The organism is Pedobacter lusitanus, from assembly GCF_040026395.1.
Lineage (GTDB): Bacteria > Bacteroidota > Bacteroidia > Sphingobacteriales > Sphingobacteriaceae > Pedobacter > Pedobacter lusitanus.
On the sequence record NZ_CP157278.1, the window covers coordinates 3,437,419 to 3,452,260 of the forward strand.

Annotated in this window: 17 protein-coding genes; 7 read left to right on the top strand and 10 right to left on the bottom strand. The window is 39.4% G+C overall.

Going from position 1 to position 14,842, the window contains the following annotated elements; translation table 11 throughout:
* Positions 1-14: 14 nt before the first annotated feature.
* The 8 genes from frr to PL_RS14745 form a co-directional block, all read right to left on the bottom strand.
* Positions 15-578, bottom strand: a complete 564-nt coding sequence (gene frr, locus PL_RS14710; RefSeq protein WP_041883007.1) for a ribosome recycling factor — start codon at positions 576-578, stop codon at positions 15-17.
* Positions 579-618: 40 nt separating this feature from the next.
* Positions 619-1,326 (bottom strand): UMP kinase, encoded by a 708-nt coding sequence (gene pyrH, locus PL_RS14715; RefSeq protein ID WP_041883005.1) that lies wholly within the window; start codon positions 1,324-1,326, stop codon positions 619-621.
* A gap of 44 nt (positions 1,327-1,370) precedes the next feature.
* Positions 1,371-2,480, bottom strand: a complete 1,110-nt coding sequence (gene nagA / locus PL_RS14720; RefSeq protein WP_041883004.1) for an N-acetylglucosamine-6-phosphate deacetylase — start codon at positions 2,478-2,480, stop codon at positions 1,371-1,373.
* Positions 2,481-2,644: 164 nt separating this feature from the next.
* Positions 2,645-3,481: a translation elongation factor Ts gene (tsf, locus tag PL_RS14725; RefSeq protein ID WP_041883003.1), complete on the bottom strand. Its 837-nt coding sequence runs from the start codon at positions 3,479-3,481 to the stop codon at positions 2,645-2,647.
* 103 nt (positions 3,482-3,584) lie between these two features.
* Positions 3,585-4,409 carry a 30S ribosomal protein S2 gene (gene rpsB, locus PL_RS14730; RefSeq protein WP_041883002.1) on the bottom strand — a complete coding sequence of 275 codons (825 nt, stop codon included), beginning with the start codon at positions 4,407-4,409 and terminating at the stop codon, positions 3,585-3,587.
* Positions 4,410-4,429: 20 nt separating this feature from the next.
* A complete protein-coding gene (rpsI, locus tag PL_RS14735; protein WP_041883000.1) occupies positions 4,430-4,816 on the bottom strand; it encodes a 30S ribosomal protein S9 in 387 nt (128 codons plus the stop codon).
* A gap of 16 nt (positions 4,817-4,832) precedes the next feature.
* Positions 4,833-5,276: a 50S ribosomal protein L13 gene (rplM, locus tag PL_RS14740; RefSeq protein WP_041882999.1), complete on the bottom strand. Its 444-nt coding sequence runs from the start codon at positions 5,274-5,276 to the stop codon at positions 4,833-4,835.
* A gap of 90 nt (positions 5,277-5,366) precedes the next feature.
* Positions 5,367-5,753: a hypothetical protein gene (locus tag PL_RS14745; RefSeq protein WP_152620331.1), complete on the bottom strand. Its 387-nt coding sequence runs from the start codon at positions 5,751-5,753 to the stop codon at positions 5,367-5,369.
* A gap of 84 nt (positions 5,754-5,837) precedes the next feature.
* On the opposite strand from PL_RS14745, the gene PL_RS14750 reads away from it, so the two are divergent.
* From PL_RS14750 to PL_RS14765, 4 genes are all read left to right on the top strand, one after another.
* Complete coding sequence (locus PL_RS14750; RefSeq protein WP_041882997.1) at positions 5,838-6,044, top strand: YtxH domain-containing protein; 207 nt, start codon at positions 5,838-5,840, stop codon at positions 6,042-6,044.
* A 73-nt stretch (positions 6,045-6,117) separates the two neighbouring features.
* Positions 6,118-7,542, top strand: a complete 1,425-nt coding sequence (locus tag PL_RS14755; RefSeq protein WP_041882996.1) for an MBL fold metallo-hydrolase RNA specificity domain-containing protein — start codon at positions 6,118-6,120, stop codon at positions 7,540-7,542.
* Between the two features lie 63 nt (positions 7,543-7,605).
* Positions 7,606-8,295 carry a class I SAM-dependent methyltransferase gene (locus PL_RS14760; protein ID WP_041882994.1) on the top strand — a complete coding sequence of 230 codons (690 nt, stop codon included), beginning with the start codon at positions 7,606-7,608 and terminating at the stop codon, positions 8,293-8,295.
* Positions 8,296-8,369: 74 nt separating this feature from the next.
* Positions 8,370-9,380 carry an LLM class flavin-dependent oxidoreductase gene (locus tag PL_RS14765; RefSeq protein WP_041882993.1) on the top strand — a complete coding sequence of 337 codons (1,011 nt, stop codon included), beginning with the start codon at positions 8,370-8,372 and terminating at the stop codon, positions 9,378-9,380.
* A 1-nt stretch (position 9,381) separates the two neighbouring features.
* Here PL_RS14765 and pepT read toward each other — a convergent pair whose 3' ends face one another.
* Positions 9,382-10,638 (bottom strand): peptidase T, encoded by a 1,257-nt coding sequence (gene pepT, locus PL_RS14770; protein ID WP_041882992.1) that lies wholly within the window; start codon positions 10,636-10,638, stop codon positions 9,382-9,384.
* Positions 10,639-10,743: 105 nt separating this feature from the next.
* Here pepT and PL_RS14775 point away from each other — a divergent pair, with 105 nt between their 5' ends.
* From PL_RS14775 to PL_RS14785, 3 genes are read left to right on the top strand one after another with little or no spacing between them, the layout of a single operon-like run.
* Positions 10,744-11,454 carry a hypothetical protein gene (locus PL_RS14775; RefSeq protein WP_235324556.1) on the top strand — a complete coding sequence of 237 codons (711 nt, stop codon included), beginning with the start codon at positions 10,744-10,746 and terminating at the stop codon, positions 11,452-11,454.
* A gap of 39 nt (positions 11,455-11,493) precedes the next feature.
* Positions 11,494-13,209 (top strand): M14 family metallopeptidase, encoded by a 1,716-nt coding sequence (locus PL_RS14780; RefSeq protein WP_041882991.1) that lies wholly within the window; start codon positions 11,494-11,496, stop codon positions 13,207-13,209.
* Between the two features lie 14 nt (positions 13,210-13,223).
* Complete coding sequence (locus tag PL_RS14785) at positions 13,224-13,847, top strand: rhomboid family intramembrane serine protease (protein ID WP_041882990.1); 624 nt, start codon at positions 13,224-13,226, stop codon at positions 13,845-13,847.
* On the opposite strand, the gene PL_RS14790 is transcribed toward PL_RS14785, so the two are convergent.
* Positions 13,844-14,812 carry a hypothetical protein gene (locus tag PL_RS14790; protein ID WP_041882989.1) on the bottom strand — a complete coding sequence of 323 codons (969 nt, stop codon included), beginning with the start codon at positions 14,810-14,812 and terminating at the stop codon, positions 13,844-13,846. The two genes, PL_RS14785 and PL_RS14790, sit on opposite strands and share 4 nt — an antisense overlap.
* Positions 14,813-14,842 lie beyond the last annotated feature (30 nt).

Sequence of the window (14,842 nt, forward strand, 5' to 3'; positions counted from 1 at the left end):
TTGTTGTTTCAGACTTATACAGTCATTACGTCTTTCTCTTTTGCTTCGGCATGTTTATCTACCTTAACAATATAAAGATCCGTCATTTTCTGTACTTCTCCTTCACCTGTCTTGATTTCATCATCAGAAACGCCTTCACCTTTCAATCTTTTGATCTTCTCATTCGCATCTTTACGAATGTTACGAACAGTGATACGACCACGCTCAGCCTCTTCTTTAACCTTTTTTACCAGGTCTTTTCTACGCTCTTCTGTTAATGGAGGAACTACCAGACGGATAACAACACCATCATTCTGTGGGTTGATCCCGATATTCGCTTCCATAATTGCACGCTCAATAGGAACTAACATGTTTTTTTCCCATGGCTGAAGCAGAATAGTACGTGCATCCGGAGTGGTCAAACTTGCCACCTGGCTCAAACCAGTCGGGCTACCATAATAGTCAACCATAATTCCATCCAGCATACCCACTGAAGCTTTACCCGCACGTATTTTAGTCAATTCAGTTTCACAATGAGCAATCGCTTTGTCCATTGTTGCCTGAGCATCTTGTAGTTGTTTCTTTATGAGGTCGTTCATAATTTGTGCTTTTTATCAAAAAAATATATTTGTATTAAATTTAGCCTTTTACCAGTGTGCCAATTTCTTCACCCTGGGCAATTTTCATAAAGTTTCCTGTCTTGTTCATATCGAAAACGATAATAGGAAGCTCATTTTCTTCGCAAAGTGTAAAGGCAGTCATATCCATAACATTTAATCCTTTCGCATAAACTTCTTTGAAAGAGATTTCATTATAGCGGACTGCTGATGGATCTTTTTCAGGATCTGCAGTATAGATGCCATCTACTCTTGTACCTTTCAGTACAACATCTGCCTTAATTTCAATTGCCCGCAGCGCAGCAGCAGAATCTGTAGTGAAGTAAGGATTTCCCGTACCCGCACCAAATATAACAACACGTCCTTTTTCAAGGTGTCTTACCGCTCTTCTGCGGATAAATGGTTCACAGATCTGCTCCATTTTAATTGCTGTAAGTAATCTTGTTTTAAGTCCTACTTTTTCCAGTGCATCCTGTAAAGCCATACTGTTGATTACTGTAGCTAACATTCCCATATAATCAGCCTGTGCGCGATCCATTCCTGATTTCTCTGCACTCAAACCTCTGAAAATATTACCCCCACCTATAACAATTGCAATTTCCAGGCCCTGTGCATGAACAGCTTTAATATCTTCTGCGTATTGCTTAACGCGGTCATTATCAATACCATATTGCTTTTCGCCCATTAGCGATTCTCCGCTTAACTTGAGTAGGATCCTTTTATACTTCATGACTCCAAAAATAACTATTTGTTTTAATTATTAAGCTGAAATGTTTAAACGTTTAATAAACCACCAGCAAAAACCTTTTGTAAGGTCAGATTGTCCGTAATCAGCAATAAATCTGCCACCTTTCCAATGGCAATCTGTCCATAACGATCGTCTATCTTCAAAACTTCCGCCGGGCGCAATGAAGCCATATTTATAGCTGCAGATAGGGGTATATGACAATGTTTAACACAGTTATTCACTGCATCGAGTAAGGTGATATTAGATCCGGATATAGTTCCCTCCGGTGTTACATATCTGGATCCTTCCAGCTGATGTTTATATGGCCCAATTGTACAGGCCGTAACTGCATCCGTTATCAGAAAAAGTCTTTCTGGCATCAGCTTATAAGTCATTTTAATAATCTCCAGATCAACATGTGCTCCATCGGCTATAATACTGGCCATAGCTGTAGGATGATTAAATACAGCTGCGGGCAAACCCGGATTTCTGTGGTGAATAGAAGGCATTGCATTATATAAATGCGTTGTTGTTGTAAAGCCGCTGCCAAAAGCATGATTTGCCTGCTCAAAATCAGCATTGCTATGTCCAAGGGAAAGGACTATACCCTGTTCCAGCAGGTATTCTATTACCGCATCATCTTGTAGTTCATGTGCAATAGTCATCATTTTAACCACCCCATCAGCATCATCCAGTAACCACTTTACTTCTTCAAGGGTTGCTTTATGAACATATTCAAGCGGATGTGCCCCTAATCTTCCGGGATTTAAATAAGGTCCCTCCAGATGCAGGCCTAAAAAAGCCCGGGCCTGTGACTGATAAGCTTTGGCAGCTTCAATAGCCCTTTTAAATGTTTCAAGCGTATTTGTTGCTAAACAAACTAAAAAACCTGTAGTTCCCTTACTGATCAGGTCCTCGTCCATTTGTTTCAGGGTATCTGCTGTGGGATAGGCAGAGAATAAATTCCCACCACTACCGTAGATCTGCAGATCAATAAACCCCGGAGAAAGATAACTTCCCTGACCATCAATTACCTCATATCCGGCAGGTACAGCATCTTTCGTAATGTCCTGAATTACTCCTTCTGCAATTAAAACAGTTGCATCGGTAATCAGCTCCTCATCTTTAAAAAATTTCGAGTTCTTAATGGCTATCATATTTTATTTTTAATACGCTGAAAATTAAAATTCAGCCGATAACTTATTCTAAGCTTCCTTGAGAGCAAAATCCGAGAAACTATATCATTGCTAAATATGGCAAAAAATACAGGGCAAAAAAAAGTCCCTTAAAATAAGGGACCTTTTAATTTATCATGAAGGAACTATGATCCTAATTGAACACGTTTAAATGCTGTAACAGTTAAATCTTTAGCTGTGTCATTTAAAAATTTACGAACGTCTTTAGAAGAATCCTTAACAAATTCCTGGTTTAATAAAGTACTGTCTTTGTAAAACTTGTTCAGTTTACCTGCAGCAATTTTCTCAACCATTTCTTCTGGTTTACCTTCTGCACGGATTTGCTCTTTAGCAATTTCCATTTCACGCTCGATAGTGTGTGTGTCAACATCTGCTTTGTCTAAAGCAACCGGATTCATTGCAGCAATTTGCATCGCTACATCTTTTCCAGCTTCATCAGCACCAGCAACTGCCTGGTTTAAAGCAACCAAAACACCTAAACGGTAGTTACCGTGGATGTAAGGGATAACTTTCTCGCCTGATACTGTTTCAAATTTAGAGATACCAATTTTCTCTCCGATTTTACCAGTATTTTCAACGATGATATCAGAAACTTTCTGACCATCAATTTCAAGAGCTAATAATTCTTCTAAAGTAGCTGGGTTTTTCTCTACAGCTAAATCAGTGAATTTATTTGCTAAAGCGATGAAATCAGCATTTTTAGCTACGAAATCTGTTTCGCAGTTTAATTCAACTACAACACCACGTTTACCGTCAGCTGTAGCTTTTGCGATTACAACACCTTCGTTAGAATCACGATCCTGACGACTTGCTGCAACTTTAGCTCCTTTTTTACGTAAGTAATCAACCGCAGCTTCGAAATCGCCATTGGCCTCTATTAATGCTTTTTTGCAATCCATCATACCGGCACCGGTCTGTTGGCGTAATTTGTTTACATCTGCTGCAGAAATTTGTACTGACATTTTATTTTCTTTTTTAAGTTTTTATCTAAAAAATTATGGGTTGTACATTGCATGTTGTAAGTAAAACCCGCAACGCACAACATACAACCCAAAAATATATTATTTATGCTTCGCTTGTACCTTCTTCAGTTTCAGCATTTTCTTTTCTTGCTCTTCTAGCGCCAGGTGCAGCAGTTTCAGGAGCATCAGCAGCAGTTTTAGCAGCTACAGCTTCTTTTTCAGCTTCATCATCTTTTTCACGTTTACGCTCATCTAAACCTTCTTCAATTGCTTTGATGATAACATCAGTAATTAAAGAGATAGATTTAGTTGCATCATCATTCGCTGGAATAGGGAAATCGATGTTAGAAGGATCAGAGTTAGTATCAACCATTGCGAAAGTTGGAATGTTTAATTTCAACGCTTCGCTAACAGCGATGTGCTCTTTTTTAACGTCAATTAAAAAGATAGCAGCTGGTAAACGGTTTAAATCCGCGATACCACCTAATAGGCTTTCTAATTTAATACGCTCACGCTGGATCATCAAACGCTCTTTCTTAGAAAGAATAGAGTAAGTACCGTCTTTAGTCATTTTATCGATGTTAGACATCTTTTTGATTGACTTACGTACAGTTTGGAAGTTAGTTAACATACCACCTAACCAACGCTCAGTTACGAAAGGCATGTTTACTTTTTTTGCTTGATCAGCAACGATTTCTTTAGCTTGTTTCTTAGTCGCTACAAATAAGATCTTACGACCTGATTTTACGATCTGTTTGATCGCTGAAGCAGCTTCTTCAGTTTTAGTTAAAGTTTTGTTTAAATCTATAATGTGAATTCCATTGCGCTCCATAAAAATATATGGTGCCATTTTTGGATTCCATTTGCGGGTAAGGTGACCAAAGTGTACACCTGCATCCAATAAGTCTTGATATGTTGTTCTTGCCATTGTCTTTGTCCTCCTTGAGATTAACGTTTACTGAATTGGAACTTTTTACGAGCTTTCTTACGTCCTGGTTTCTTACGTTCAACCATACGCATATCACGGGTCATTAACCCTTTAGCACGTAATGCCGGTTTTTTCTCAGCATCTATTTCAACAATAGCTTTAGCAATCGCTAAACGAACAGCTTCTGCCTGGCCTTTAATACCACCTCCTGCTACGTTTACCTGAACATCATACTGACCAGCAAGTTCTGAAACTTCAAAACTTTGGTTTACAATATATTGTAATGGTAATGTAGGGAAATATACTTTGTGATCTTTACTGTTTACAGTAATTGTACCGTTGCCCTCTTTCATGTAGATTCTTGCAACAGCAGTTTTTCTTCTTCCTGAAGTGTTAGTAACTGACATTTCTTTCTTCCTTTAATTAAAGTGTAATGGTTTTTGGTGATTGTGCTGCATGAGGATGCTCAGTACCTGCATAAACAAAAAGGTTAGTGTATAATTTCTTACCTAATTTTGTTTTAGGTAACATACCACGAACTGCTTTTTCTACTACACGCGTAGGATGTTTCGCCAATAACTCTTTTGGAGAGATGAAACGCTGACCACCTGGATATCCAGTATATGAGATATACTGTTTATCATTCATTTTGTTTCCGGTCAACTTAATCTTGTCCGCATTGATAACGATCACATTATCGCCGCAGTCTACGTGTGGGGTGTACTCAGGCTTGTTTTTACCACGGATGATCATTGCGATCTTCGATGACAAGCGCCCCAAAATCTCGCCTTGTGCATCAACAACAATCCACTGTTTGTTAACAGTTTTAGCATTGGCAGAGACAGTTTTGTAACTTAACGTATTCACTTGCTTGTATTTAATTTGTTAAACAATTATTTTTTCTCCCTAGGATTTAGGGACTGCAAAGATAGATTAATATGTTTAATTGTCAAATAGTTAATCACTTTTTTTATTTGTTTTTTGATACAGCCCGGCAAAAAGCTGCAAAATGATAGTAAATGAGAATATTAACCCTGATAAAATGAGCAGAATTGCTGCTGCAGGATAATATTGATAACGAATAGCATCCAGCAACAGCAGAACAGCACCATATCCCATATAAAAAGCATATAATATAGTTATCAGTGCCGCCAGCCACTGGAAAGCTGACCACTGCCTCTGCCGGATTTCCAGATTACGCAGAGCCATCCAGTTAAAGACAATAACAATCAGCAAACCCAAAACGACCAAACGGTTTCCGTTCAGCAGGTAGGCCAGAAAATAAAGGACTGCAAATATCAGGTTCAGATAAGATAAAGCTCCAAGCATGTATATGTTTTTCAAAAACCACGTTTATTATATAAAATTAACAGTTTTCAAGAACCTTTTTATTCGCATATTGTTACACTATTATAAAAGACAATTATTATGACAAAAGAAACAAAAATAGTTGCAGGTATATTGGCAGGAGCTGCCCTGGGTGCCGCGGTAGCATTGATCTTATCTTCAGACAAAAGTGATGATGTAAAAGATAAAGTAACAGACTGGTTCTGCGACTTACTGGATGCTTCTAAAGACAGGTTGTCCGATGTTGCTGATACTGTAAAAGACAAAATTGCAAAAGTAAGAGCTTAATGCTCATTTAACCCCATAGATGCCACCGGCGCTTACCGGTGGCATTATTAACTATTATACCTAAATATAAAAGATGAAAATCGCTTTTCATGGCGCTGCACGCGCCGTTACCGGTAGTAAACACCTTATTACTTTAAAAAATAATATACAAATACTACTGGACTGCGGCATGTTTCAGGGCATGGGAGAGGCGACAGAGAAACTCAACAGCTATTTCGGATTTGATCCATCGGCAGTTACTTATATGATACTTTCGCATGCTCACATTGATCATTGCGGACTGCTGCCCCGTTTAGTTGCAGAAGGTTTCACGGGAAACATCTTTTGTACTCCTTCCACAATGGATCTCGCGAGAATCCTTTTACTGGACTCGGCAAAAATTCAGATGCAGGATGCTGAATATGCAAACAAAAAAAGGCAACAGGGCGAAGAAGCGGAAGAGCCGCTTTATACTGATGATGATGTAATCAAAACATTAAGTCAGTTCAAAACTGTTGACTATGATACAGATTTTGACATCTGCCCTGAGGTGAAAGTATGTTTCACTGATGCGGGACATATTGTAGGCAGTGCGGCCGTACACCTGACGATCAGAGAAGATGGTGAATCAACCCGTCTTACTTTTAGTGGTGATGTTGGCCGTTATGGAGATCTTTTACTAAAAAGCCCGCAAACTTTTTCACAGGCAGACTACATTATTATGGAGTCTACCTATGGCGATTCACTGCATAAAGACCTCGAACCAATCGAGAATATGCTGCTGGAAATTATCAGACATACCTGTATAGATAAAAAAGGGAAAGTGGTTATTCCTGCATTCAGTGTCGGCAGAACTCAGGAGTTATTATACGCACTGAACAATCTGGAGCTTAAACACAAATTACCGGATGTCCCTTTTTATGTAGACAGTCCCTTATCTGCTCAGGCCACCCAGGTATTAAAAAATCACCCGGAAGTCTATAACAACGGGGTAAAGGAAGTGCTGAAAATAGATGAGGATCCGTTTAATTTCAAAGGACTCAGATTCATTGAAAGTGTAGAAGAATCCAAAGCACTGAACAACGATCACAGACCCTGCGTAATTATTTCTTCGTCAGGCATGGCCGAAGGTGGAAGAGTAAGACATCATATCAACAATACCATAGGTGATCAGAAAAACACCATTTTAATGGTAGGTTATGCTTCTCCCGGTTCACTTGCAGGCAGATTACTGGCCGGAGATAAAACAGTATATCTGTTCAGACAGAACCTTCAGGTACTCGCAGAAGTACGCTCTATTCAGTCCATGAGTGCCCATGGAGATTATGAAGACTTAATTCAGTTTCTTTCTTCTCAGGATCCATCAAAGGTTAAACAGCTCTTCCTTGTACATGGAGAATATCCGGTACAGCAGAAGTTCGCCAAAAGACTGAATGATCATGGTTTTAAACATGTGGCTATCCCTGAATATCATCAGGTATTTGACTGTGAGACTCAGGTAGCCTATAACGTCGTATAAATCTGCAGAAGCAGGGCATGGAGATCGCTGATCAGAAAAAAATAATTTGATACCTTTGCGCCGATGGACGTTTTCGGAAAAGCTTTACAAGATCAGTTTACCAGTGGTACAGCAGCAACTTTATGGCTGCACAATTCTTACGATGAACCGGAAGAGATGCCAGTAGATATCTTTTTTCGAACAGAAGAAGAAATGCCGGACATAGAACTGGAAGCAATGGATCTTTGTGAAGGACGGGTACTGGATGTTGGTGGCGGAGCTGGCAGCCATGCACTTATTCTGCAGGAACGTGGCTTTGATGTCACTGCACTCGATATCTCACCGGTAGCGGTAGAGATCATGAAAGCCAGGGGTGTCAAAAATGCCGCACAGGGAGATATCTTTAGTTACCAGGGTGAAAAATTTGATACTTTATTATTTCTGATGAACGGAATAGGGCTGACAGGTACACTGGAAGGCTTTAAAACATTCCTTATTCATGCCAGATCACTATTAAATGAAGACGGACAGTTATTATTTGATACTTCTGACATCTCCTATTTATATGAAGACATGGAAAAACCCGCTGATAAGTATCACGGAGAGATAGCCTATCAGTATGAATATGAAGGTCAGAAAGGAGAATGGTTTAACTGGCTCTACCTGGATCCGCAGCTCCTTAAAAAAATTGCTAAAGAATGTGGATGGGAGTGCCATCTGCTATTTGATGATGGCCAGGATCAGTATCTTGCGGAAATGAGGGTAACTCAATAATCCGGAAGTCACAATAATCTGTAAACTCATTTATCAGAATCACAGATTGTATTTTTGCCATACAATTTGTCAATATGAGCACTAGTCCTATTCATTTAAGTATTCTTGATCAGTCACCGGTCAGAAAAGGTGTTACCGCACAACAGGCTATACTGGAAACCACCGAACTTGCAAAACTTGCAGATCAGCTAGGTTATACACGATTCTGGGTTTCTGAACACCATAATACCACAGCATTAGCAGGTTCAACTCCGGAAATTCTGATTGCGCATCTGGCAGGTCAGACTAAAAACATAAAGCTGGGTTCGGGAGGAGTAATGCTTCCAAATCACAGTGCGTTAAGAGTAGCTGAAAATTTCCGTATGCTTGAAATACTCTTTCCGGGAAGAATTGACCTGGGATTAGGCAGAGCTCCGGGCACAGACAGAATCACGGCCAGTGTACTTAATCCATCCAATCACTGGAAAGAACAGGATTTTTTAGAACAGCTTAACGAATTGAGAAACTATTTGCATGATGTAGCAGAACCGGGCACGATACAGGAAAAAATCATTGCCATTCCGCAGGCCTTAACTGTTCCACCAATGTGGTTATTAAGTTCCAGTGGGCAAAGTGGTTTATTCGCTGCACATTTTGGAATGGGGATGTCATTTGCTCATTTTATCAACCCTGCAGGCGGACCGGAATCTGTACAGCTTTACCGCGATCGCTTCCAGCCATCAGTTGACTTAACTGCACCTGTAGTAAATGTAGGCGTGGGTGTATTCTGTTCAGAAGATGAAGAAGTGATCTTTCGTCAGCAGGCTGTAATGGATTACAGATATCTTCAGCTTGAAAAAGGGGGCAGATTATTTCCGGTTGGTTATGATGATATTAAACATATCAGCTATAATGACGCTGAACAGGAAAGAATAGCTCATCACAGACAAAGGATGCTGATTGGCACGCCCGATGTCCTGAAAGAAAAAATAGATACATTGCTGAGTGACTACAAGGTAAATGAGCTGATGGCCGTAACGATAACCGAAGGTTTCGAAGAACGGATACGCTCTTATGAGCTTTTAGCAGCAATGTATCTGAAATAATTTAGTTGCTCTTTTCTTCCCAGATCAGGGCAATATTTATGATTGTTTCTACAGCTTTTTCCATATCCTGTACTGAAGCCCATTCCTGCTTACCATGGAATGCGTGTTCACCTGCAAAAACATTTGGACATGGCAATCCCATCAATGACAGTCTTGAACCGTCTGTACCACCTCTGATACTTTGTCTTTTAACAGGAATACCAGTACGCTCAATAGCCAGAACTCCGTACTCCAGTACCTGAGGATGCTGATCCAGTACTTTTTTCATGTTACGGTACTGTTCTTTAATCTTCAGTTCATAGGTAGCATTCGGATAGGCAGCTATAACCTGCTGAACAATACTCTCCAGTGTACGGCCATGTTCAGCCAGTAAAGCATCGTCAAAGTCACGGATAATAAAATGAGCTTCTGCCTGTTCTACATTTCCATGCATAGTTACCGGGTGCAGAAAACCTTCTTTTTTTGAAGTCGCTTCTGGTGTTAATCTGTCTTTTGGCAATGCACTGATAATATCACTCAGAATTTTGATTGCACTTTCCATCTTACCTCTGGCAAATCCGGGATGAGAACTGATTCCGTTTATAATCAGAACCGCTCCATCTGCAGAAAAAGTTTCATCTTCAATAGAACCACAGGTTTCACCATCTATCGTATAGGCAAAGTCAGCTCCTAATTTTTTCAGATCAGCTTTATCCACTCCTCTGCCAATTTCTTCGTCGGGTGTAAAAAGGATTCTGATTTTACCATGTTTATGTTCCGGGTTTTGCATCAGGAAAGCAGCTGCTTCCATAATTTCGGCTACACCGGCCTTATTATCTGCGCCCAGCAAAGTAGTGCCACTGGCAGTGATTATATCGTTTCCTATCTGATCTTTCAGATCTCTGTGTTCACTCATTCTCAAAACCACGGTATGATCATCAGGAAGAACCAGATCCTGCCCCTGATAATTAGTATGGATAATAGGTTTAACACCATAGCCGCTGCAGTCAGGAGAAGTATCCATATGTGAGCAGAAGCAGATCACCGGCACATTTTTTGTCGTATTTGACGGGATTGTTGCATATACATAGCCGTATTCGTCCAGATGTGCATCTGTTATGCCCATTTCCAGCAATTGTGCAACCAATACCCTACCCAGATTCTTCTGTTTTTCTGTAGAAGGTATGCTGGCAGACTCAGGATCAGATTGTGTATCTATTTTTACGTATTCGGTAAATCTATTTTGCAAAGAATTACCAGTGTTATGATATTTTAACATAATTTTAAAAAAGTAAAGGCCTTATTGATCTTAAATTTTTAAGCTTTCCTTAAAAGTCTAAAGATAGCCAAAGATGATATTTTATCTATAAACAATCAGCATAACTTGAAAAGGATACTTATTTCGACAATTTTATTTGCCCTATCATTACCGTCTTTTGGACAGTCAAATTTCTATAAGCTTTCTATTGGTGCTGGTGCAGGTGTCACGCAATCTTTTACCGATGTCAGAAAACATGATTTCGGGCTGGCCGGGTATGGTACGCTGGATTATTTGTTTACACCTTACATCAGTCTGGGGCTGGAGTTCCAGAAAGGGGAAATCAACGGTGGAAATGTTCATACCGATCCTTACAACAGGCAATTCATCAATTCATATCAGGCTATATCCGTTAACGGCAAAATATCTTTGGGACAATTTATAGATTTTAACTATACTGGCATTTCCAGCAGACTCAAGGGCCTGTATCTTGGTAGTGGAGTAGGAGTTGTTCAGAATAAGATGAAAGGAATAGTCCGCAATAACCCCAATGATCCTTCCATCTATTATCCGGGTCAGAATGCTTCGAAAGATATTTACTTCCCCGTGAATCTGGGAATCAATTTCTTTTTCCCCGATCGCGATGGTTTTTACAGATATGTGCTAAACATCAACTACCAGGGGAATGTGACGCTGGGCGAAGGACTGGATGGTTACGATGATTCATCCGTAAGGCACAAATCCGGGAATCCGGATATATATGCTTTTTACTCCATTGGGGTCAAATACAACTTTGGAAAAATCGGCCTCTATAAAAAGAGATTCAAACCGTTTTAACCCTATAAGATAACGAACGTGTCTTTAATTACCCTATAAATGAAATATTCTTTACTGTTTTTAATCCTTACAATAACGATGAAAACATTTGCGCAGCAAACACCTTATGAGTTAAGCAACAAAAATCAAACAGCAACGTACCAGCAGGCCATTGACTTTTACAAGCAACTGGCTAAGGTATCTCCCCAGGCAAAATTTCTTTCCTATGGGACTACAGATTTCGGAAAACCGCTTAACCTCCTTGTTTTATCGAAAAACAAGGTCTTTGATCCGGCCGAAATCAGAAAAAACAATCAGAGAATATTACTGATCAATAATGGCATTCACCCTGGCGAGCCAGAGGGCATAGATGCTTCAATGATGCTGGCCAGAGATCTGTTAAAAAACAATAACTTACCTGACAATGTGGTGATTTGTATTATTCCGGTTTATAATATAGACGGCTCGTTTAACCGCAGCAGTACATCAAGAGCAAATCAGAATGGGCCTGAACTTTATGGTTTTAGAGGAAACAGCAAAAACTATGATCTGAACAGAGATTTCATCAAAACGGATTCTAAAAACTCAGCCGCCTTTCAGGAAATATTCAATTACTGGCAACCGGAAATTTTTGTAGATACCCATACCAGTAACGGTGCGGATTATCAATATACAATGACACTTATTCCTACACAAAAAGACAAATTAAACCCTATTCTTGCAGGTTATCTGACCGATACGATGATTCCTGCCCTGTATGAAGAAATGAAGAAAAAGGGGTTCGAACTGATTCCCTATATCAATTCCGTTGAAAATACGCCGGATGCGGGAATTACCGGGTTTCTGGAAACCCCACGCTATTCAACAGGCTATGCGGCCCTGCATAATACTATTGGCTTTATGCCAGAAACACATATGCTGAAAGCCTATCAGAAAAGGGTAGAATCCACTTATCAGTTGCTCCAAACTTATGTAGATCTGGTTAGCAGAGACGCGAAAATCATTGGGGAAAATAAACGCAAAGCTGATGAAGCAACTTCCCGGCAAAAAGAATTTCCACTAAGCTGGAAACTAAACGAAAACACTCATGAGCTGCTCACATTTAAAGGATTTGCAGCCAAGTACAAGCCTAGCGAAGTTAGTGGCACAGACAGGCTCTATTATGACAGAAACGACCCTTATACCAAAACTATTAAATACTGGAATAAATTTGAACCACAACTTACAGTAGAAAAACCTCTTGCCTATGTTATTCCAAAAGCATGGGACAAAGTTGTCGATCTCCTGAAGTTAAACGGTGTAAAACTTCAGGAATTAAAAGAAGATAAAGAAATGGCTGTTGATGTTTATTACATCGCTGACTATAAAACAGCATCCAGACCTTATGAAGGTCATTATATTCATAATAATGTTGAACTAACAACAAAAAAACAAACCCTGAATTTCTACAAGGGAGATTATATCGTTTATGTAGACCAGCCACAAAACCGGTATATCATGGAGACACTTGAGCCACAGGCAACTGATTCTTTTTTTAACTGGAACTTTTTCGATTCTATTCTGGATCAGAAAGAGCATTATTCTGCTTATGTATTTGAAGACACGGCAGCTGGCCTGTTAAAAGATAATCCAGATCTTAAAACCAAACTGAATCAGAAAAAAGTAAGTGATAATACATTTGCACAGAACCCTTCGGCGCAACTAGAGTTTGTTTATAAGAATTCAAATTATTACGAAAAGACACATTTACGTTATCCAATTGCTAGATTGCACTAATTATTAAATTCGATATGATAGAATATCTCATAAACACACCTGTTGCCTCCCTGATTTTCATTTTCACTCTGGTAACCAGTATTTACGCCTTCAATGACAGCTCTCTTTACGGGAAGTTCATGCTTCATCCTTATAGTGTTTACCGTAGAAACAACGTTTATACACTGATAACGAGCGGATTAATCCATGGAAGCTGGATGCACCTGATATTTAACATGTTCACTTTCTATTTCTTTGCTTTTTCACTGGAAGCGACGGTTGGAAGTCTGAGATTTGGACTGATCTATTTTATTGGCCTGATCTTAAGCGATATCCCATCTGTCATCAAACATAAAGATGATTTTCATTATCATAGTCTGGGAGCTTCAGGAGCAATTTCTGCTGTGCTGTTCAGCTATATTTTATTTTATCCGCTGAATACTTTAATGATTTTCCCCTTACCGGTTCCTATCTGGTCAGCGCTGTTTGGTGTACTTTATCTCGTATATTCATACTATATGTCCAAAAACTCGAGAGATAATATAAATCATGATGCGCACTTATTTGGGGCGATTACTGGTATAATCATTACCATATTAGTCGTTCCTAATATTATTCCGCATTTTATTACAACGGTTGCCGCCCGTTTCGGAGCTTAGTCTGTAGCCGGCAAACTTGGCGGATTGAAATAACTTGTTGGTGCCGTAGGATCTTTTCTGATCTCCATCAACAGGTTACCCCACGGTTTCCAGAACGTTTCCAGAACCTGTGCATAGGTTTTATGCTGCCAAACATCAAACAGGGGCTTATTAGTGGTTCCTCTTAAGGGCATTGCATCAATATAGATTGATCCATCAACTGGCATAATAGTATATTCAGGTAAACGGTTAAACAGGTAAGCTGAATAAAAGAAACGCGCACATAACTCTTCAAATTGCTGATCTGTCACGGCCTGATCTCCAATCTGATCAAGAATCTCCTGATGATATCTTTTATTTGTACCGTTATCCTGTAAACAGGCTATAATACCAAAATCCTTAAGTTTTAAAGAAAAAGTAAGGGTATTGATTTCATCTCTGAAACTAAATGGAATATCCTGCTGTTCCAAAGGAACGATTACTAAAGACCAGGGCGTAAAATCTTCAAAAACTACACTTCGGTAAATGCTCTGAATCATAGTCTGCAAATTGCCGAATTTGTGCATCAGCCCCTGCGACATATTTAATCCGTCATCACTTAATTGCTGTAAACCGACTGCAGCATTCATTTCAATATAAATCAGACTATACAGAAACTTGCCTACCCATTTAAATAAATCGAGTTCATCCAGTTTAGAAACACCTGCAAATCCGTCTGCAAATGCCGCAGAAATCTTATCCTCCAGCGGACCGATAAAACCGAGCAATACCTCTTCACTTACCGGTACCTTTAATGTATTATATGATCTGATGGATTCATCCAATAACTTAATCTGTTCATCGCCACTAAAATCAGCTACTTCCAGCAACCATGCAGGCAATATATTAGTCTGTATCAGGGGTGCGTCAAATGTATCTCCGCTCAGAAAGCAGTTTTTAAATTTAAAATCGAAGTTTTTAAACGGCTGATAGATTGTGTTACTCATATTAAGCGCAATATTAGGGATATTATTTTT